General features: G+C 37.8%; 18 protein-coding genes and 1 other annotated feature. Of the genes, 16 read left to right on the plus strand and 2 right to left on the minus strand.

From position 1 onward, the window contains the following. Position 1: 1 nt before the first annotated feature. The 5 genes from ruvB to yajC are packed head-to-tail and all read left to right on the plus strand — an operon-like array spanning position 2 to position 3712. Positions 2 to 1003 (plus strand): Holliday junction branch migration DNA helicase RuvB, encoded by a 1002-nt coding sequence (gene ruvB / locus RCJ96_RS02430; RefSeq protein ID WP_000344459.1) that lies wholly within the window; start codon positions 2 to 4, stop codon positions 1001 to 1003. After that, positions 1000 to 1200, plus strand: coding sequence for a DUF2905 domain-containing protein (locus RCJ96_RS02435; protein ID WP_242304677.1), 201 nt, complete (start codon positions 1000 to 1002; stop codon positions 1198 to 1200). The genes ruvB and RCJ96_RS02435 overlap by 4 nt, the downstream gene beginning before the upstream one ends. 19 nt (positions 1201 to 1219) lie before the next feature. Continuing rightward, positions 1220 to 2272 carry a tRNA preQ1(34) S-adenosylmethionine ribosyltransferase-isomerase QueA gene (queA, locus tag RCJ96_RS02440; protein WP_000354030.1) on the plus strand — a complete coding sequence of 351 codons (1053 nt, stop codon included), beginning with the start codon at positions 1220 to 1222 and terminating at the stop codon, positions 2270 to 2272. A gap of 12 nt (positions 2273 to 2284) precedes the next feature. After that, positions 2285 to 3424, plus strand: a complete 1140-nt coding sequence (gene tgt, locus RCJ96_RS02445) for a tRNA guanosine(34) transglycosylase Tgt (protein WP_000125362.1) — start codon at positions 2285 to 2287, stop codon at positions 3422 to 3424. Between the two features lie 27 nt (positions 3425 to 3451). Further along, positions 3452 to 3712, plus strand: a complete 261-nt coding sequence (gene yajC / locus RCJ96_RS02450) for a preprotein translocase subunit YajC (protein WP_001068066.1) — start codon at positions 3452 to 3454, stop codon at positions 3710 to 3712. 36 nt (positions 3713 to 3748) lie between these two features. Here the strand turns inward: yajC and RCJ96_RS02455 are convergent, their stop codons facing one another. Beyond that, positions 3749 to 4132 (minus strand): TIGR04086 family membrane protein, encoded by a 384-nt coding sequence (locus tag RCJ96_RS02455; protein WP_016718530.1) that lies wholly within the window; start codon positions 4130 to 4132, stop codon positions 3749 to 3751. A 102-nt stretch (positions 4133 to 4234) separates the two neighbouring features. Between RCJ96_RS02455 and RCJ96_RS02460 the strand changes: the two genes are divergently transcribed. Continuing rightward, entirely contained in the window at positions 4235 to 4882 is a 648-nt protein-coding gene (locus RCJ96_RS02460; protein ID WP_242304679.1) for a DUF421 domain-containing protein, read from the plus strand. A 29-nt stretch (positions 4883 to 4911) separates the two neighbouring features. Here the strand turns inward: RCJ96_RS02460 and spoVB are convergent, their stop codons facing one another. Then, entirely contained in the window at positions 4912 to 6471 is a 1560-nt protein-coding gene (spoVB, locus tag RCJ96_RS02465) for a stage V sporulation protein B (RefSeq protein ID WP_000198282.1), read from the minus strand. A gap of 185 nt (positions 6472 to 6656) precedes the next feature. Here spoVB and RCJ96_RS02470 point away from each other — a divergent pair, with 185 nt between their 5' ends. The 10 genes from RCJ96_RS02470 (at position 6657) to aspS (ending at position 20154) form a co-directional block, all read left to right on the plus strand. Beyond that, positions 6657 to 6941 carry a post-transcriptional regulator gene (locus RCJ96_RS02470; protein WP_000886978.1) on the plus strand — a complete coding sequence of 95 codons (285 nt, stop codon included), beginning with the start codon at positions 6657 to 6659 and terminating at the stop codon, positions 6939 to 6941. A gap of 270 nt (positions 6942 to 7211) precedes the next feature. Further along, a complete protein-coding gene (gene secDF / locus RCJ96_RS02475) occupies positions 7212 to 9476 on the plus strand; it encodes a protein translocase subunit SecDF (protein WP_152155029.1) in 2265 nt (754 codons plus the stop codon). Positions 9477 to 9629: 153 nt separating this feature from the next. Then, complete coding sequence (locus RCJ96_RS02480) at positions 9630 to 10523, plus strand: cation diffusion facilitator family transporter (protein ID WP_000409725.1); 894 nt, start codon at positions 9630 to 9632, stop codon at positions 10521 to 10523. Between the two features lie 101 nt (positions 10524 to 10624). Beyond that, positions 10625 to 12964: a single-stranded-DNA-specific exonuclease RecJ gene (recJ, locus tag RCJ96_RS02485; RefSeq protein ID WP_061132116.1), complete on the plus strand. Its 2340-nt coding sequence runs from the start codon at positions 10625 to 10627 to the stop codon at positions 12962 to 12964. A gap of 47 nt (positions 12965 to 13011) precedes the next feature. Beyond that, entirely contained in the window at positions 13012 to 13524 is a 513-nt protein-coding gene (locus tag RCJ96_RS02490) for an adenine phosphoribosyltransferase (RefSeq protein WP_000346214.1), read from the plus strand. A 210-nt stretch (positions 13525 to 13734) separates the two neighbouring features. Further along, on the plus strand, positions 13735 to 15918 hold the full coding sequence (relA, locus tag RCJ96_RS02495; protein ID WP_446699718.1) for a GTP diphosphokinase: 2184 nt from the start codon (positions 13735 to 13737) through the stop codon (positions 15916 to 15918). A 17-nt stretch (positions 15919 to 15935) separates the two neighbouring features. Continuing rightward, complete coding sequence (locus RCJ96_RS02500; RefSeq protein ID WP_001266956.1) at positions 15936 to 16376, plus strand: D-tyrosyl-tRNA(Tyr) deacylase; 441 nt, start codon at positions 15936 to 15938, stop codon at positions 16374 to 16376. Between the two features lie 187 nt (positions 16377 to 16563). Continuing rightward, the gene (locus RCJ96_RS02505) at positions 16564 to 16740 is read left to right on the plus strand and encodes a hypothetical protein (RefSeq protein WP_001242605.1); all 177 of its coding nucleotides are present in this window, start codon (positions 16564 to 16566) and stop codon (positions 16738 to 16740) included. Positions 16741 to 16794: 54 nt separating this feature from the next. Continuing rightward, positions 16795 to 17025, plus strand: a binding site (T-box leader). Positions 17026 to 17094: 69 nt separating this feature from the next. Continuing rightward, the gene (gene hisS / locus RCJ96_RS02510; RefSeq protein WP_000027087.1) at positions 17095 to 18366 is read left to right on the plus strand and encodes a histidine--tRNA ligase; all 1272 of its coding nucleotides are present in this window, start codon (positions 17095 to 17097) and stop codon (positions 18364 to 18366) included. A 12-nt stretch (positions 18367 to 18378) separates the two neighbouring features. Beyond that, positions 18379 to 20154 (plus strand): aspartate--tRNA ligase, encoded by a 1776-nt coding sequence (aspS, locus tag RCJ96_RS02515; RefSeq protein ID WP_074607704.1) that lies wholly within the window; start codon positions 18379 to 18381, stop codon positions 20152 to 20154. Positions 20155 to 20437 lie beyond the last annotated feature (283 nt).

The following is a 20437-nucleotide window of genomic DNA, read 5'->3' on the forward strand; positions in this document are numbered from 1 at the left end:
AATGGACGAACGTCTCCTTTCAGGGGAATCTGCATATGAAGATGCGGATTTAGAATATTCATTACGGCCACAGACGCTCCGTCAGTATATTGGCCAAGATAAAGCGAAACATAATTTAGAAGTGTTTATTGAAGCGGCGAAAATGCGTGAAGAAACGTTAGATCACGTGCTTTTATATGGACCACCAGGACTTGGTAAAACGACGCTTGCGAATATTATTGCCAATGAAATGGGCGTAAATGTTAGAACAACTTCAGGTCCAGCAATCGAAAGGCCAGGAGATTTAGCAGCTGTATTAACATCGCTTCAACCAGGGGATGTATTATTTATTGATGAAATTCATCGTTTGCATAGATCAATTGAAGAAGTACTATATCCTGCGATGGAAGATTTTTGCCTTGATATTGTCATTGGAAAAGGACCGTCAGCGCGATCTGTACGTTTAGATTTACCGCCATTTACATTAGTTGGAGCAACGACACGTGCGGGAGCATTATCAGCGCCATTACGTGACCGTTTCGGTGTACTTTCAAGATTAGAGTATTACACAGTAGATCAGCTTTCTGCGATTGTGGAACGTACAGGAGAAGTATTTGAAGTTGAAATTGATTCGTTAGCTGCACTAGAAATTGCAAGACGTGCTCGTGGCACACCTCGTATTGCGAATCGTTTATTACGACGTGTACGAGATTTCGCACAAGTTCGTGGTAACGGAACAGTTACGATGGAAATTACGCAAATGGCGTTAGAATTGCTGCAAGTAGATAAATTAGGTCTAGATCATATTGATCATAAATTATTGCTTGGTATTATTGAGAAATTCCGCGGTGGCCCAGTTGGACTAGAAACCGTTTCGGCAACGATTGGAGAAGAATCTCATACGATTGAAGATGTGTATGAGCCGTATTTATTACAAATTGGCTTTTTACAACGAACGCCAAGGGGCCGAATTGTAACGCCGCTTGCATATGAGCATTTTGGAATGGAGATGCCAAAAGTATGACGGAGATGCCGAAATTGCTTATTACAGCAGGTATCTTACTTGTCGTTGTTGGATTAGCTTGGAAGTTCATTGGAAGGCTTCCAGGCGATATTTTTGTGAAAAAAGGAAACGTTACCTTTTATTTTCCTATCATTACATGTATTGTGTTAAGTATTGTATTATCTTTTATTATGTATATAATAAATCGATTCAAATAAGAAATAGGTGGATATAGTTATGGATATTAATCTGTTTGATTTTCATTTACCAGAAGAACTTATTGCACAAGTCCCATTAGAAGAGCGTGAAACATCAAGATTAATGGTGTTAGACCGCGAAACAGGTGATATTGAGCATAAACATTTTACGGACATTCTTTCTTACTTACATGAGGGGGATTGCTTAGTTTTAAATGAAACGAAAGTAATGCCAGCTCGTTTGCACGGTGTGAAAGAAGATACAGGCGCACATATTGAAGTACTTCTTTTAAAACAAGAAGAAGGCGATAAGTGGGAGACACTTGTTAAGCCAGCGAAACGTGTAAAAGAAGGAACTGTTATCTCTTTTGGCGAAGGGAAATTAAAAGCAACTTGCACAGGAACTGCAGATCAAGGTGGACGTCAGCTTGAATTTTCATATGACGGCATCTTCTATGAAATTTTAGATGAACTTGGAGAAATGCCACTTCCTCCATATATTAAAGAGACGCTAGAAGATCGCGATCGCTATCAAACAGTATATGCGAAAGAAATCGGTTCAGCAGCAGCGCCTACTGCAGGACTGCATTTTACAGAAGAGTTACTGGAGAAGTTAAAACAAAAAGGCGTTGAGTTAGCATTTATTACACTTCACGTAGGGCTTGGAACATTTAGACCAGTTTCTGCTGATACAATTGAAGAACACCATATGCACGCAGAATATTACCATATGTCTGAAGAGACAGCGGCATTATTAAACCGTGTAAAAGAGAATGGTGGACGTATTATTACGGTAGGTACGACTTCAACTCGTACGTTAGAAACAATTGCGACAGATCATAATGGCAAGCTTTGTGCTGCTTCTGGCTGGACAGACATTTTTATGTACCCAGGTTATGAATTTAAAGCAATTGATGGTTTAATTACAAACTTCCATTTACCGAAATCAACATTAATTATGCTTGTAAGTGCATTTGCAAACAGAGATAATGTACTTCATGCTTATAATGAAGCAGTAAAAGAAAAATATCGTTTCTTTAGCTTCGGTGATGCAATGTTCGTTGCATCTCACGCTAAAATGGGAAACAAATAAAAGGAGTAAATTATGACAGCAATTCGTTATGAATTTATTAAAACTTGTAAACAAACAGGTGCTCGTTTAGGACGTGTACATACGCCGCACGGTTCATTTGATACACCAACATTTATGCCAGTTGGTACACTTGCAACAGTTAAGACAATGTCACCAGAAGAATTAAAAGCAATGGATTCTGGCATTATTTTAAGTAATACGTATCATTTATGGCTACGTCCAGGTCACGAAATTATTCGTGAAGCAGGCGGTTTGCATAAATTTATGAACTGGGATCGTGCAATCTTAACGGACTCTGGTGGTTTCCAAGTATTCAGTTTAAGTGACTTCCGTCGCATTGAAGAGGAAGGCGTTCACTTCCGTAACCACTTAAATGGAGATAAATTATTCTTATCGCCAGAAAAAGCGATGGAAATTCAAAATGCATTAGGTTCAGATATTATGATGGCATTTGATGAGTGTCCACCATTCCCAGCTACTTTTGAATATATGAAGAAGTCTGTAGAGCGTACAAGTCGCTGGGCAGAGCGTTGCTTAAAAGCGCATGAACGTCCACAAGATCAAGGTTTATTCGGTATTGTACAGGGCGGAGAATTTGAAGAGCTTCGCCGTCAAAGTGCAAAAGACCTTGTTTCAATGGACTTCCCTGGTTACGCGGTAGGTGGTTTATCTGTAGGTGAGCCGAAAGATATTATGAACCGTGTACTTGAGTTTACAACACCACTTCTTCCAGATAATAAGCCACGTTACTTAATGGGAGTAGGTTCTCCGGACTCATTAATCGATGGTGCAATTCGTGGTATTGATATGTTTGACTGCGTACTGCCAACTCGTATCGCTCGAAATGGTACATGTATGACAAGTGAAGGCCGCCTTGTTGTCAAAAATGCGAAATTCGCAAGAGACTTCGGTCCGCTTGATCCAAATTGTGATTGCTACACATGTAAAAATTATTCTCGTGCGTACATTCGTCACTTAATGAAATGTGATGAAACGTTCGGAATTCGTTTAACGTCTTATCACAACCTTCATTTTCTGTTAAACTTAATGGAGCAGGTGAGACAAGCTATTCGTGAAGACCGTCTTGGCGATTTCCGCGAAGAATTCTTTGAACAGTATGGCTTTAATAAACCGAATGCTAAAAACTTCTAATACATAATTTAAAAGGAGGAATAAAAGATGAATCCAGGTATGATGAATATCGTTATGATCGTTGCGATGTTTGCGATTTTCTATTTCTTATTAATTCGCCCGCAACAAAAACGTCAAAAAGCAGTTGCTCAAATGCAAAGTGAGTTAAAAAAAGGTGATGCTATCGTAACAATCGGTGGTTTACACGGTACAATCGAATCAGTAGATGAGACGAAAATCGTTATTAAATCTGGTGGTTCACACTTAACTTTCGATCGTAATGCGATTCGTGAAGTTGTGAAAAACTAATGAGGAAGGCCCTGCATGAAATGTGCAGGGCCTTTTTTAGTTATTTTGTTTGGACATATTTACACCGAAAATGCCACCAAGTGTACTCGCGCCCATTAATGCTAATTGATAAAGTAACTGTGAGTTCGATAAAGTTTGAGAGAAACCTAAATAGTTAACTAGAAAAACAAGTATAGTGAATGTAAGTCCTGTTGTGAAGCCTACTAGCCAACCTTTTCCTTGTGCTTTTTTGCCGGCAGAAAACCCGGATATAAGCATAGATAAAAGTGCTAGTATAAAAATAGTAACAGCTAATGTTCCTTCATTCATATCTGTAAATTTTAATAAAAGAGCCATAATCATGCTAGTAACTGTTGCGAGAATTAATAGGATAACGATACCGAAGCCGATTGCAGTTGATAATTTTTTCGTTCCATCCATTTATACATTCCCCCTTTTTAATACAAGCATATTTTCCTTTTGCCTAAGTTAGACTATTTTCTTTTTTATAGGGGAGTCTATACGTAAAAAGGAGATGTAGAAATGGAATGGGTATCAATCATTGGCCGGACGATGCTGTTGTATATTATCATCTTAATTATCTTTCGTCTTATGGGTAAACGTGAGATAGGAGAATTAAGTGTATTAGATTTAGTCGTATTCATTATGCTTGGTGAAATGGCTGTAGTCGCAATTGAAAATACGGATAAATCACTTTGGCATCAATTAGTCCCGATGGTCTTTCTTATGTGTATACAGATCATTTTGTCTGTCATTTCTTTAAAGTTTCAACGATTTCGGCATTTAATAGAAGGAGAACCAGCAATCATTATTAATGCTGGAAAAATTGATGAAAAAAAGATGAGAAACCAGCGATATAATATAGATGATTTAATGATGCAATTAAGAGAGCAGGGAGTCGGAGATATTAGGGATGTAGAATACGCTATTTTAGAACCATCTGGGAAGTTATCTGTCTTTCAAAAACAAAAAGGCGGGCAGGGTGCATTGCAGTTTACGCTTCCCCTTATTATCGATGGAGAAATTCAATCGAATCATTTAAAAATGATTGAACATACAGACGAGTGGCTTGTTGAAAAATTAAAAAACTTAGGCTATAACGATGTAACACAAATTTTATACTGTAGTTTTCAAAATGGAAAATTTTTTGTTGATTTGAAAGAAAACTAGAGGCTTACTATACGACGTAGTAAGCCTATTTACTTCAAAAATGAAAGTTTTCGAATGATAGGGAGACGACTTAACTCTTCTTTTCGAATGAGCTTGAAAATGAAGAGGAGCACAATATAAACGAGTGTTGTTAAAGTGATTTCCCATAATGTTTGTACGCCAAGTGAATGAGAGAAAACTATATACTTATGAAGATAAAAACCGAAGGAGCCTGCGATACCGATGGCAAGTCCGCCAAAAATATAGTCTTTTGCGTAAATGGTAAATGTAATTTTCTTTAAAACAGTAGCGTAATGAAGAAATGTTACTGTTACGATATTTGCTGCAATTGCAAGGGCAACCCCCATCATTTGAAACTCTGGCCTTGAAGCTAGTACAAAAATAACGATTAATTTCACGATTGCACCAATAAATGTATTCATCATGGCCGCACGTGCTAAGTTTAAAGCTTGTAAAACAGAGGTAAGTGGACTTTGAAAATAGTGAAATAAAAAGCAAGGTGCAAGAAGCTGGATGAATGCTGTTGCACTATCCGATCCATACATAAGAGTTAAAACAGGAGAAGCAAATACGTATAATATAACGACTGACCATCCACCAGTAATCAATGAGATCCGAAGAGCTTGTTGTAAACGGTGTTCTACTAATTTATGCTGCCTCTTTGCCATTGCCTCGCTAATAGATGGAACGAGTGCTGTAGAGAGAGCGTATGTAATAAAGGCTGGCAGTGAAAGGAGCGGGAATGCATACCCGTTTAATATACCGTATTGCTGGGTTGCGACGGAGGCAGCAACGCCGGCAATCGCTAAGCTTTGCATAACGACGATAGGTTCAAAAAAATAGGAAACGGAACCGATTAAACGACTTCCTGTAGTTGGAAGTGCAATATCCATAAGAGAATAAAATGTTCCTTTGCTCTCCTTTACAGTAGTGAAAAATCCAGAGCGTATAGATAAATGTTTTTCGCGCTGGAATAAAGTAAGTAAAAATAATAACGATGCTACTTCACCGAGAACGGCTGATAACATAGCGCCAGCTGCAGCATATTCTACGCCGTAAGGTAAAAATAATTGAATACATATAGCGATAATTGTAATACGGACAATTTGTTCAATAACTTGGGCGTAAGCGCTAGGTTTCATATTTTGTTTCCCTTGGAAATAACCGCGTAAAACAGAAGAAACAGCAATAACAGGAACGACAGGTAGAATAGCCATTAATGGATAATATGTTCGTTCATCAGTTAATAATGTTTTTGCTAAAATAGGTGTGAGGAGCATAATTCCAATTGTTAAAATGATGCTAATAACAGATGTAACAGCTAATGATACGGTTAATATTTTTTTTACTTTTTGTTTATCATTCACAGCTTCCGCTTCTGCTACAAATTTTGCGATTGCGACAGGAAGACCGATTTGTGTTAATGTAATTGCTAGAATAAATGTAGGGACGGCCATCATATAAAGGCCAACGCCTTCTTCTCCTAAAATACGAGCCATTACAATACGATTAATAAATCCTAGAATTTTGGTAATAAAGCCGGCGATCATTAAAATAAATGCGCCTTTTAAAAAGCTTTGTCTCGTCATGGTCTTCTCCTACCTTCTCAAAATCAGTGGAATGATTTACAATAATTTATATGCACGTACGAGACAAGAATGACAAGCATTTGAGAGAGTGAAGTATGATAGTGCTCTTGAAAGTAGTTATTGCTGTCCATTAGAGCGGGATTAAAGGCGACTTTTCGTGCTGAAATAAGAAGGAGATGTTATGTATGTTAGATAGAGAGGCTTTGGTAGAATCGTACCGCGGACAGTTACAAGTCGTTTTAGAAAGTAAAGTAGAAGAGTTCCAAATGTTCGGTTACGACCGAGTGACAGATGATGACATTTGGAAGTTTCTTAAAGTGAAAAAGTGGAAGAAGATAGACAGCGATGTTAGATTGTATGAATTAGTTAATGACGTATTAACAGTAAGTGCTAATGAATATATGACTTATTTAACTGTTGAAGCATATCAAGCGCCGCTTTGGTCATTTGATGAATATGAAAATAAATAACCGACTGCAATTGGTTTGTTCTTCCTTTTGCAGTATAATGATAGGTATTGATAATGAGGAAATAATTATGTCTAAGATTATATATAAAGGGGGTAGTGAAGAGAGAAAATAAATAATGAAAGTGTAGGTAATGTGAAAAACTTATCGACACAGCTGGTGATGAACTAGCAAAATTATAGAAAGGAAGTCTACTAACTAGGCGTATGCACACGTGTAAAAGTGAATCGTAAAAGATTTATTTGAAGTGTTAGTAGCGGAAAGAGGGTACATATGGCAAAGCGTGGTACGAGAATTGCCGCCTTTTTCCTCATCGTTTTATTAATCGGTGGAGTAATTGGTGCGGCAGGAAAAGACATAGCAAAAGGAATTAGTCTAGGACTAGACCTTCGCGGTGGTTTTGAAATTCTGTATGAAGTAAAACCAGCCAAAAAAGGTGATAAAATCGATCGAGATGTACTTGTAAGTACAGTAGGTGCTCTTGAAAATCGTGTCAATGTTCTCGGTGTAAGTGAGCCGAACATTCAAATCGAAGGGCAAGATCGAATTCGTGTACAGCTTGCTGGTGTACAAGATCAGCAAAAAGCACGTGAAATGTTATCAACACAAGCGAAATTAACATTCCGTGATGTAGATGACAACCTTCTTATGGATGGAACGGATTTAAAAGGTGGCGGAGCGAAGCAAACATTTGATGAGCAAGGCCGTGCGAGTGTAGGTCTTACACTAAAAAGCGCTGAAAAATTCCGTGAAGTAACTGAGAAAATTTCAAAAATGCCACCACCAACGAATTTAATGGTAATTTGGCTTGATTTTGAAGAAGGAAAAGATTCGTACAAAGCAGAATCTGCAAAACCGAATCCGAAATTCTTATCAGCAGCAACAGTAAGTCAAGTATTTAACCAAGCTGAAGTATCTATCGTAGGTGGAAACTTCACAGTTGAAAGTGCAAAACAACTTTCATCTTTATTAAACGCAGGTGCACTTCCGGTTGATTTAAAAGAAATGTATTCAACATCTGTTGGAGCGAAATTTGGTCAACAAGCGTTAGAGCAAACGATTTTCGCTAGTGCGATTGGTATCGCTCTTATTTTCTTATTTATGCTTGTATTCTACCGTTTACCAGGACTTGTAGCGGTTATTATGTTAGGTTTATACATTTTCGTTACATTACTTGTCTTTAACTGGATGCATGCAGTTCTGACGTTGCCAGGTATTGCGGCGTTAGTGCTCGGGGTAGGTATCGCAGTTGATGCGAATATTATTACGTACGAGAGACTAAAAGAAGAACTGAAAATTGGTAAGTCAATGATGTCAGCATTCCGTGCTGGTAACCATCGTTCATTAGCAACAATTTTAGATGCGAACATTACAACACTTGCAGCAGCTGGTGTATTATTCGTTTACGGTAATAGCTCTGTAAAAGGATTCGCAACAAGTTTAATTGTAAGTATTTTAGTTGGTTTTATTACGAACGTATTCGGTACTCGTTTCTTACTAAGTTTACTTGTAAAGAGCCGTTACTTTGATAAAAAACCAGGATACTTTGGTGTGAAACAAAAGGATATTATTCCGTTAACAAAAGGTGTAGTACATCCACCAACGAAATTTGATCGTATTAACTTTGTAAATGTCGGTCATAAATTCCTTATCTTCTCGATTGTAGTTGTAATTGCAGGTGCAATTATTTTACCAATTTTCAAAATGAATCTTGGTATTGACTTTGCGAGTGGTACACGTATCGACTTGCAATCAAAACAATCAGTTACTGTGTCTGACGTTCATAAAGATTTTAAAGAATTGAACATTGATGTGAAAGAAGAAAATATTGTACCGACTGGAGATGACAATAAAGGATTCGCAGTTCGTACATTAGGTGTTCTATCAAAAGATGAAATTGCGAAAACAAAAACATTCTTCCACGATAAATATGGTACAGATCCAAATGTAAGTACAGTTTCACCGACAATCGGTAAAGAAATTGCACGAAATGCATTTATCGCAGTATTAATTGCTTCTGCAGTTATCATTTTATACGTAAGTATTCGATTCCGATTTACGTACGCATTATCTGCAGTACTTGCATTACTACATGATGCATTCGTTATGATTGTTATATTTAGTATTTTACAATTAGAGGTAGACTTAACGTTTATCGCTGCGGTATTAACAATCATCGGTTATTCTATTAATGACTCGATTGTTACGTTTGATAGAAACCGTGAATTATACAAACAGAAAAAACGAGTTCGTGATATAAAAGACTTAGAAGAAATCGTAAATGCAAGTATTCGCCAAACGCTTGGTCGTTCGATTAACACTGTATTAACAGTGTTATTCCCAGTAATTGCGTTACTTATCTTCGGTAGTGAGTCACTACGTAACTTCTCGTTTGCGTTACTAGTTGGATTAATTGTAGGTACGTATTCTTCTGTTTTCGTTGCCTCTCAAATTTGGTTAATGCTTGAAAACCGTCGTTTGAAAAAGGGTAAAAACAAGAAGAAGGTTGAGAAAGTAGAATCTGAACCGCAAGTATAAAAAAGATGATGTCTCTTTAGGAGGCATCTCTTTTTTCGTTTGTGGATACAATAAGATAGCAACTTTGAAATGATAAAATGGAAGAAAGTGGTGATGTTATCGCTGTTTTTGTTACAATAAAAAGATAGGTTAAGAAAAGAAGGGATTTTAATTATGGAAAAAGATGAACGTTTTAAACAGGCCGAGTTTGGTGCTATTGTCGGGATCGTTGGTAATATTATATTAGCGATTATAAAGGCGGTAATTGGTTATATTGGGAACAGTAAAGCGCTATTAGCGGATGCCGTGCATTCTGCATCGGATGTAATTGGTTCGCTAGCTGTACTGTTTGGATTGCGAGCGGCGAAGCAACCGCCCGATGAAGATCATCCGTATGGTCATGGTAAAGCGGAATCGATTTCAGCGATTATTGTTGCAGTATTATTATTTATTGTGGGAATTGAGATAGCGATTTCGTCTATAAAAGCTTTTTCGCAAGAACTAGAACCACCGAAAGGGATTACGATTTTTGCTGTCGTTCTTTCGATTGTTGTAAAAGAAGGGATGTTTCAATATAAATTCCGATTAGGGAAAAGGGTAAATAGTGATGCAATTATTGCAAATGCATATGAGCACCGTTCAGATGTATTTTCTTCAATTGCAGCCTTAATCGGTATTTGTGCAGCGATTATCGGTGGTAAGTTCGGATTAGATTGGCTTGTATATGCTGATCCAATTGCAGGATTATTTGTTTCACTTCTTGTTGCAAAAATGGCATGGAGTATTGGGGCAGAAGCGATTCATGCAACGCTTGATCATGTTCTTCATGAGGAAGATGTTATTCCGCTTAGAGAAGCCGTACTTCAAATAGATGGTGTGAAAAAAATCGGCTCGTTATACGCAAGGGAACATGGTCATTACGTTATTGTTGATATTAAAGTTTCTGTAGATCCATATATTACTGTAGAAGAAGGACATCGCATTGGAAAGCATGTGAAAGAAACGCTTATGAAACAAGATAACGTACAAAATGTGTTTGTACATATAAATCCGTATTCTCCAAATTAAACATTATTAACATTTTAGTATATAGATATTGCATCGTAGTTTGCATTATATTGTCACCCCTTAATCTGTCTTGTATAATGAACAGGTTAAGGGGTGATTTCGTGTTACAACCGAAGACGCGTTGGAAAGAAAAAGAATATAATGGCGAGCGAGTGAGTGAATTAGCAAGTAAATTACAATTATCACCACTTGTCGTTTCGTTATTCCTCGGTAGAGGACTAGATACAGAAGATAAGATTTTAGATTTTTTAAATACAGAAAATCAAGAATTTCATGATCCATTTTTATTAGAAGGAATGGATAGAACGGTAGAACGTGTAAATAAGGCGATTCAAAATGGAGAGCAAATATTAATATTTGGTGACTACGATGCGGACGGAGTAAGTAGTACGACTGTATTATATCTTGCCTTACAAGAATTAGGTGCAGACGTAGAATTTTATATCCCAAACCGTTTTACAGAAGGTTATGGACCAAACGAAGAAGCATTCCGTTGGGCGCATAGCGCGGGATTCTCACTTATTATTACTGTTGATACTGGTATCGCAGCTGTACATGAAGCGAAAGTAGCGAAGGAGCTTGGGATAGATCTTATTATTACAGATCACCATGAGCCGCCACCAGAATTGCCAGAAGCACTTGCGATTATTCATCCGAAATTAGATGGCGGTGTGTATCCGTTTCACTATTTAGCGGGCGTTGGTGTTGCGTTTAAAGTTGCGCATGCACTACTTGGCCGTGTACCAGAACATTTATTAGAAATTGCAGTAATTGGTACAGTAGCCGATTTAGTATCACTTCACGGTGAAAATAGATTGCTAGTGAAGCGCGGTTTAAAACATATGCGCATGACGAAAAATATTGGACTAAAGGCGCTATTTAAAGTAGCTAATGTTTCGCAAAGTGAAATTACAGAAGAGAGTATTGGCTTCTCAATCGCACCTCGTATTAATGCAGTTGGACGTTTAGAAGATGCTACGCCGGCTGTACATCTTTTATTATCAGAGGATCCGGAAGAAGCGAAAGAGCTGGCTGAAGAAATTGATGAACTGAACAAACTGCGAAAAGATATTGTAAAGCAAATTACAGAAGAAGCTATCGCTGAGGTGGAAAATAATTTCCCGCCTGAAGACAATAAAGTATTAGTGCTTGCAAAAGAAGGATGGAATCCAGGTGTAATTGGAATTGTCGCTTCTAAATTAGTTGAACGTTTTTATCGTCCAACGATTGTATTATGCATTGATCCTGTAAAAGAAACTGCAAAAGGTTCAGCGCGTAGTATTGCAGGATTTGATTTGTTTGCAAACTTGTCAGATTGTAGAGAGTTATTGCCACACTTCGGAGGACATCCGATGGCAGCGGGAATGACGCTACATATGAATGATGTAGATGAATTACGCCGCCGTTTAAATGAACAGGCAGATACAATTTTAACGGAAGAAGATTTTATTCCAATTACAGCTGTCGATGCTTTTTGCAAAGTGGAGGACGTAACACTTGCAGCAATTGAAGATATGCAAAAGTTAGCGCCATTTGGTGTTGGAAATCCAAAGCCACGTATTGCAGTGAAAGATGCGGAGTTAGAAAGTATTCGTGCAATCGGATCAGATGGTTCTCATTTAAAGATGTCTCTTCGTGATGGACAGGCAACACTGGATACAATCGGGTTTGGATTTGGAGCGTATGCGAAAGAAATTTCTCCAGTTGCAAAAGTATCTGTAATAGGAGAAGCGTCTATCAATGAATGGAATAATTTTAAGAAGCCGCAATTAATGGTGCAAGATATTGCTGTAGAGGCATGGCAATTATTTGATTGGCGTAGTATGCGTAACGTAGAAGCAAATTTAGCAGAACTTCCGAAAGAAAAAATCACGATGTTGTATTTTTCTAAAGAGGTATTGAATAAATTTTCTTTAGAAGACTATAAAGAGCATATGATGCATGCATCAGAAGTAACCGAGTTAGATGAGCAATACATCGTGTTACTTGATTTACCAAAAGGAACAGATGAATTACGAGATCTATTTAAAGTTGGGTTCCCATCGCGAATCTATACGCTATTTTATCAAGAGAATAATCATTTATTTAGCACTGTTCCAACGAGGGATCACTTTAAATGGTACTATTCATTCTTGAGCCAAAAATCACCATTTTCTTTAAGACAATATGGAGAACAACTATGTCAACATAAAGGTTGGTCAAAAGATACAGTAAATTTCATGACACAGGTGTTTTTTGAGTTAGAATTTGTTACAATAAAAGATGGCGTCATTTTTATGGCAGACAAAAAACAAAAGCGTGATTTAATTGAATCGAACACATATCGTGAGAAAATGAACCACTTACAATTAGAAAAAGAATTGGTTTATAGCACATATCAGCAACTATATACATGGTTTGAAACGATTCGTAATCATAAAGAAGTAGAACAGTTAGGGTAAAGGATTTGTATTTACAAACCTTTTAGATCTGAGGAGGATTCAGAAATATGGATTTCAAGCAACATATCGCAATTGTACCGGACTATCCAAAAGAAGGTATTGTGTTTAAAGACATTACACCGTTAATGAACGACGGTAAAGCATACAAAGCAGCAACAGATGCGATCGTTGAGTATGCAAAAGAGAGAGACATCGACCTTGTAGTAGGTCCAGAAGCTCGTGGCTTTATTATTGGTTGCCCAGTTTCTTACGCATTAGAAGTAGGATTTGCGCCAGTTCGTAAATTAGGAAAATTACCACGTGAAGTAATTACAGTTGACTACGGTAAAGAATATGGTAAAGATGTTTTAACAATCCATAAAGATGCAATTAAGCCAGGCCAACGCGTATTAATTACAGATGATCTATTAGCTACAGGTGGAACAATCGAAGCGACAATTAAGCTAGTTGAAGAGCTAGGCGGAGTTGTAGCAGGAATTGCATTCTTAGTAGAACTTACTTACTTAGATGGTCGTAAAATGTTAGATGGTTACGATGTATTAGTATTAGAAAAATACTAATCGCTATATAGGTAAAACTACGGTGATAAGAAGTACCCGTGAATCTCTTGGAGAGGAGCGGGTACTTTTGTATAATTGAACAAAAAATTATGGTGAAATGTCAGTAAAATCTTTTCCTTTTCACAATTCACAATCATTGGGTTATAATGATAGAATATAATTTATTCTATTTAATAAAGATAAAGTCAATTTTCAATAAAAGGTGATTCGATGGCAAATGAGCAGGTACTAACAGCTGAACAGGTACTCGAGAAAGCAAGTCAATATTTAGTGGATGAAGATATTGAGCTAGTAGCACGTGCCTATGAATATGCACGCGATGCGCATAGCGAACAATACAGAAAATCGGGTGAACCATACATTATTCATCCAATTCAAGTTGCAGGTATTTTAGTTGATTTACACATGGATCCAGCTACAGTATCAGCAGGTTTTTTACATGATGTAGTAGAAGATACAGAGATTACATTAGAAGATATTGAACGGGAATTTAATAAAGAAATTGCTATGCTTGTTGATGGTGTGACAAAGCTTGGAAAGATTAAATATAAATCTCATGAGCAACAACAAGCAGAAAACCATCGCAAAATGTTTATTGCAATGGCTCAAGATATTCGAGTTATTTTAATCAAACTAGCTGATCGTCTTCATAACATGCGTACATTGAAACATTTGCCTCAAGAGAAGCAGCGTCGCATTGCGAATGAAACGTTAGAAATCTTTGCACCTTTAGCACATAGACTCGGAATTAGTACTATTAAATGGGAGCTAGAGGATACTTCACTTCGCTACTTAAATCCACAGCAATATTATCGTATTGTAAATTTAATGAAGCGTAAACGTGCAGAACGTGAAGAGTATTTAGATGAAGTAATGACTGGTATTCGTGAGAAATTAGACGAAGTTGCAATTCAACCTGAAATTTCTGGAAGACCAAAACATATTTACAGCATTTATCGTAAAATGGCACTGCAAAATAAACAGTTCAATGAAATTTACGATTTATTAGCTGTACGTGTCGTTGTAAATAGTATTAAAGATTGTTATGCAGTACTTGGAATTATTCATACGTGCTGGAAGCCGATGCCAGGTCGTTTTAAAGATTATATTGCAATGCCGAAAGCAAATCTATATCAATCTCTTCATACGACTGTAATTGGACCGAAAGGTGATCCGCTTGAAGTGCAAATTCGTACGAAAGAAATGCATGAGATTGCAGAATTCGGGATCGCGGCACACTGGGCGTATAAAGAAGGAAAAACAGCAGAAACAACAGGCACATTAGAGAAGAAACTTACATGGTTCCGTCAAATATTAGAATGGCAAAATGAAGCTTCTAATGCAGAAGAGTTTATGGAGTCGTTAAAAATTGATTTATTCTCTGACATGGTATTCGTCTTTACACCGAAAGGCGATGTAATGGAATTGCCACTTGGATCTGTTCCAATTGACTTTGCATATCGTGTGCATTCAGAAATTGGGAATAAAACAATTGGTGCAAAAGTAAACGGGAAAATGGTGACACTTGACTATAAATTAAAAACAGGTGACATCATTGGAATTTTAACATCGAAACATTCGTATGGACCAAGTCAAGATTGGGTGAAACTAGCTCAAACATCTCATGCCAAAAACAAAATACGTCAATTCTTTAAGAAGCAACGTAGAGATGAAAATATTGAAAAAGGCCGTGAACTTGTTGAGAAAGAAGTGCGTAGCCTAGAGTATGAGATGAAAGAAGTGTTAGCTCCTGACAATTTAAAACGTGTTGCTGAAAAATTCAACTTTGCAAATGAAGAAGATATGTTTGCGGCAGTTGGATATAATGGCATCACTGCATCACAAATTGTTACGCGACTAACGGACAAGTTCCGTAAGCAACGTGAAGAAGAAGAGATTGTTGAAGTTAAAGAAGTTCGTAAACCGATGAAAATTCGAAAATGGGATTCTGGCGTTAAAGTGAGCGGTGCGGATAATTTATTAATTCGTTTATCAAAATGCTGTAACCCAGTACCTGGTGATGATATCGTTGGATATATTACGAAAGGCCGAGGCGTATCAATTCACCGCCGTGATTGTGTAAATGTTCATACAGAAGAAGCAGTAGAGCGTTTATTAGAAGTAGAGTGGGAAGGTAGTCCTGAAAAAGAAATTGAGTATAACGTTGATATTGAAATTTCAGGTTACGATCGCCGTGGTTTATTAAACGAAGTATTACAAGCTGTTACAGAGACGAAAACGTACATTTCAGCAGTTTCTGGTAGAAGTGACCGTAATAAGATGGCGACAATTAATATGTCAATCTCTATTCGTAACTTACAGCACTTGAAAAAAGTAGTAGAACGCATTAAACGTGTTCCAGAAATTTATGCAGTACGACGCATGATGCATTAATAGGGAGTGTAGAAAAGATGAGAGTTGTTTTACAACGATCAAAAGAAGCGTCTGTCACAGTAGACGGTGAGATCGTAGGACAAATTCCGTTCGGTTTAACATTACTAGTTGGCATTACGCATGAAGATACAGAAAAAGATGCAACTTACATTGCAGAAAAAATTGCGAACTTACGTATTTTTGAAGATGAGAGCGGAAAGATGAACCATTCTGTACTCGATGTAGAAGGACAAGTTCTATCCATCTCGCAATTCACATTATACGGAGATTGCCGCAAGGGAAGACGTCCAAACTTTATGGATGCTGCCAAACCTGACTATGCAGAGCGTTTATATGATTTCTTTAATGAAGAAGTACGTAAGCAAGGATTGCATGTAGAAACAGGGAAGTTCGGAGCAATGATGGATGTTTCTTTAATCAATGATGGTCCGGTGACCCTTATTGTGGAAAGTAAATAGTGTTACTTAAAAAGAGAGGATGATATCATCCTCTCTTTTTTATACATTGTTGTATGTTTTGTTCATTTATCCCGCTATTTGGATTCTTATTTTTAGAATTAATAGCTGTTTCAGTTATGTATAACTCTCTAATCAATATGGAACAATAAAAAGTAAAACATCCATATTGAATGTGAGGGATATACGTATGCGTATGAATGAAAAAGGGCATTCTGTTACAAATGGTGCAAATCAACTGTTTAACGTAAATTTTCATGATTTTATTTCAAAAGAGCAAAACAATACTTCAATGGAGCTTGCTTCTGAGTTTGGCATTTCTCTTCAAGATGTAAAGCGTCTAAAGAAGCAGATTGAACGCTCTTAGAGCACTTGACAATCCTACTGAACAAACGTATAGTAATTTTATATTTACATATGAATATAACCGTTGATAGAGAAGAGTAAATGAGACACACATGGAAAGAGAAGAAATGTCTTAGGCTGAAAACATTTCTACATGATGACTAATTGAATGACACTCTAGAGGTTTCAACTTGAACGGCGTATACGCTTAGTAGGGATGAACGCACATTTAAGCGTTATTAAAAAAGTGGAAGCATACGTGCTTCAATTAGGGTGGCACCACGGGTATAATACTCTCGTCCCTACTGTTCAAACAGTAGAGGCGGGAGTTTTTTTATTTTTATTAAGATTAAAACAATTTGAGGAGGAACTGAATATGTCTATTCAAATCCCACGCGGAACGCAAGATATTCTTCCAGGCACTGTTGAGTTATGGCAGTATATCGAAGGGCAAGCGCGCGAAATTTGCCGTCGTTACAATTATAAAGAAATTCGTACACCAATTTTTGAACACACTGAGCTATTTTTACGTGGTGTTGGTGATACGACAGATATCGTACAAAAAGAAATGTACTCATTCCAAGATCGTGGAGAGCGTAGTTTAACATTACGTCCAGAAGGTACTGCACCTGTTGTACGTTCTTACGTTGAAAATAAAATGTTCGGTGACGCAACGCAACCAACGAAATTATATTATATCGGTCAAATGTTCCGTTACGAAAGACCGCAAGCAGGTCGCTATCGTCAATTCGTACAATTTGGTATTGAAGCAATCGGTAGTAACGATCCTGCAATTGATGCAGAAGTAATTGCACTTGCTGTAGAGTTTTACCGCGGCATGGGCTTAAAAAATATTAAAGTTGTATTAAACAGCTTAGGTGATGCAGCAAGCCGTCAAGCACACCGTGATGCATTAATCGCACACTTTGAGCCACGTATCGGCGAATTCTGTTCTGACTGTCAATCTCGTTTAGAAAAGAACCCTCTTCGTATTTTAGATTGTAAGAAGGACCGTAACCATGAATTAATGGGAACAGCACCATCTATTACAGAATACTTAAACGAAGATTCAGCAGTATACTACGAAAAAGTTCAAGAACTATTAACGATGATGGATGTTCCATTTGAAAAAGATCCGAACTTAGTACGTGGTTTAGACTACTACCAACACACTGTATTTGAAATTATGAGTGAGGCAGAAGGTTTCGGTGCTATTACTACATTAAGCGGTGGTGGACGTTACAACGGACTTGTACAAGAAATCGGTGGACCAGAAATGCCAGGTATCGGTTTTGCGATGAGTATTGAACGTTTAATTATGGCACTAAAAGCTGAAAACATTGAATTGCCAATCGAACATAGCATTGATTGTTACGTTGTAGCGCTTGGTGAAAAAGCAAAAGACCATGCTGCAAAAGTTGCGTTTGATCTTCGTAAAGCTGGATTATCAGTTGAAAAAGATTATTTAGATCGCAAAATGAAGGCACAATTTAAATCAGCAGATCGTCTAAAAGCGAAATTTGTAGCTGTATTAGGGGAAGATGAGTTAGATAAAGGTATCATCAACTTAAAAGATATGGCAACAGGCGAACAAGAAGAAGTAGCATTAGATGTATTTGCTTCATACGTAGCAGAGAAATTAATATAGGGGGAACTTACAGTGGCTGAAAGAACACATGCATGTGGAAAAGTAACAGTAGAAGCAGTTGGACAAACAGTTCAATTAAAAGGTTGGGTACAAAAACGCCGTGATTTAGGTGGATTAATCTTTATCGACTTACGTGACCGTACAGGTATCGTACAAGTTGTATTTAACCCAGAAACATCAAAAGAAGCGCTAGAAGTAGCAGAAACAATTCGTAGCGAATACGTATTACACGTAGAAGGTACAGTTGTTGAGCGTGGTGAAGGCGCAATTAATGACAATATGGCAACGGGTCGTATTGAAGTACAAGCAACAAAGGTAAGCGTATTAAACGCAGCGAAAACAACGCCAATCATTATCGCTGATGATACAGATGCATCAGAAGATGTGCGTTTAAAATATCGTTACTTAGACTTACGTCGTCCTGTAATGTTCAACACATTTAAAATGCGTCATGACGTAACAAAAACAATTCGTAACTTCTTAGACACAGAAGAGTTCCTAGAAGTGGAAACACCAATTTTAACGAAGAGCACGCCAGAAGGAGCTCGTGATTATTTAGTACCAAGTCGTGTACATGATGGTGAGTTTTATGCATTACCACAATCTCCACAGCTATTTAAACAGCTTCTTATGGTCGGCGGATTTGAGCGTTACTATCAAGTAGCACGCTGTTTCCGTGACGAAGATTTACGTGCGGACCGTCAGCCAGAATTTACGCAAATCGATATTGAAGCTTCATTCTTAACACAAGAAGAAATTTTAGATATGATGGAGCGCATGATGACGAAAGTTATGAAGGATGCAAAAGGTGTAGAGATTAGTGCACCATTCCCTCGTATGACTTACGCTGATGCAATGGCTCGTTACGGTTCTGATAAGCCAGATACACGCTTTGAAATGGAACTAACAGACTTATCTGAGTTTGCAGCAGGTTGTGGATTTAAAGTATTTACAAGTGCTGTAGAAAGCGGCGGACAAGTAAAAGCAATTAATGCAAAAGGTGCTGCGAGCAAATACTCTCGTAAAGACATCGATGCATTAACTGAATTCGTAAAAGTATACGGTGCAAAAGGTTTAGCTTGGCTTAAAGTGGAAGAAGACGGCTTAAAAGGACCGATCGCGAAATTCTTCGGTGAAGAAGATGCAAACGTGTTAATGACTACATTAGAAGCTACTGCTGGTGACTTATTACTATTCGTAGCAGATAAGAAGAGCGTTGTTGCAGATAGCTTAGGTGCACTTCGTTTACGTCTAGGTAAAGAGCTTGAGTTAATTGACGAAAGTAAATTTAACTTCCTATGGGTAACGGATTGGCCGCTTCTTGAGTACGATGAAGATGCAGATCGTTACTTCGCAGCTCACCACCCATTCACAATGCCATTCCGTGAAGATGTTGAGCTATTAGAAACAGCACCAGAAAAAGCACGTGCGCAAGCATATGACCTTGTATTAAACGGTTATGAGCTTGGTGGTGGATCACTTCGTATTTACGAGCGTGACGTGCAAGAAAAAATGTTCAAAGCACTTGGATTCTCACAAGAAGAAGCACAAGAGCAATTCGGATTCTTATTAGAAGCATTCGAATACGGTACTCCACCACACGGTGGTATTGCATTAGGTTTAGACCGTCTTGTTATGTTACTTGCAGGCCGTACGAACCTTCGTGATACAATTGCATTCCCGAAAACAGCAAGCGCAAGCTGCTTATTAACAGAAGCTCCAAGCCCAGTTGCAGAAGCACAGCTTGAAGAATTAAACTTAAAATTAAGCTTAAAAGAAGAGAAGTAAGAATAAAGTCTAGATGGTTATACTAATACCATCTAGACTTTTTTTGAGAGGTTGTTTAAAAAGTCCGGTCCAGATGGCTGTCGCATCTCGTCGTTACGTATGCTAGTCCGGTGCTCGAGTAGTAACGCTACACGGCGCTCCTCCTGGCATACGTGCCTCGATCTGCTCGGCCCTCTGAATCCTCCTTTTTAAACGTGTATTGGAAGGAAGTTTAAAAAGTCCGGTTCAGATAACTGTCGCATCTCGTCGTTGCTTTGCCAGTCCGGTGCTCGAGTAGTAACGC

The organism is Bacillus sp. BSL6 (assembly GCF_052928345.1).

What these genes read in the sequence shown, in the direction of transcription:
- ruvB (WP_000344459.1), top strand. Translation starts at nt 2, where the DNA reads ATGGACGAACGTCTCCTTTCAGGGGAATCTGCATATGAAGATGCGGAT.
- RCJ96_RS02435 (WP_242304677.1), top strand. Translation starts at nt 1,000, where the DNA reads ATGACGGAGATGCCGAAATTGCTTATTACAGCAGGTATCTTACTTGTC.
- queA (WP_000354030.1), top strand. Translation starts at nt 1,220, where the DNA reads ATGGATATTAATCTGTTTGATTTTCATTTACCAGAAGAACTTATTGCA.
- tgt (WP_000125362.1), top strand. Translation starts at nt 2,285, where the DNA reads ATGACAGCAATTCGTTATGAATTTATTAAAACTTGTAAACAAACAGGT.
- yajC (WP_001068066.1), top strand. Translation starts at nt 3,452, where the DNA reads ATGAATCCAGGTATGATGAATATCGTTATGATCGTTGCGATGTTTGCG.
- RCJ96_RS02455 (WP_016718530.1), bottom strand. Translation starts at nt 4,132, where the DNA reads ATGGATGGAACGAAAAAATTATCAACTGCAATCGGCTTCGGTATCGTT.
- RCJ96_RS02460 (WP_242304679.1), top strand. Translation starts at nt 4,235, where the DNA reads ATGGAATGGGTATCAATCATTGGCCGGACGATGCTGTTGTATATTATC.
- spoVB (WP_000198282.1), bottom strand. Translation starts at nt 6,471, where the DNA reads ATGACGAGACAAAGCTTTTTAAAAGGCGCATTTATTTTAATGATCGCC.
- RCJ96_RS02470 (WP_000886978.1), top strand. Translation starts at nt 6,657, where the DNA reads ATGTTAGATAGAGAGGCTTTGGTAGAATCGTACCGCGGACAGTTACAA.
- secDF (WP_152155029.1), top strand. Translation starts at nt 7,212, where the DNA reads ATGGCAAAGCGTGGTACGAGAATTGCCGCCTTTTTCCTCATCGTTTTA.
- RCJ96_RS02480 (WP_000409725.1), top strand. Translation starts at nt 9,630, where the DNA reads ATGGAAAAAGATGAACGTTTTAAACAGGCCGAGTTTGGTGCTATTGTC.
- RCJ96_RS02490 (WP_000346214.1), top strand. Translation starts at nt 13,012, where the DNA reads ATGGATTTCAAGCAACATATCGCAATTGTACCGGACTATCCAAAAGAA.
- relA (WP_446699718.1), top strand. Translation starts at nt 13,735, where the DNA reads ATGGCAAATGAGCAGGTACTAACAGCTGAACAGGTACTCGAGAAAGCA.
- RCJ96_RS02500 (WP_001266956.1), top strand. Translation starts at nt 15,936, where the DNA reads ATGAGAGTTGTTTTACAACGATCAAAAGAAGCGTCTGTCACAGTAGAC.
- RCJ96_RS02505 (WP_001242605.1), top strand. Translation starts at nt 16,564, where the DNA reads ATGCGTATGAATGAAAAAGGGCATTCTGTTACAAATGGTGCAAATCAA.
- hisS (WP_000027087.1), top strand. Translation starts at nt 17,095, where the DNA reads ATGTCTATTCAAATCCCACGCGGAACGCAAGATATTCTTCCAGGCACT.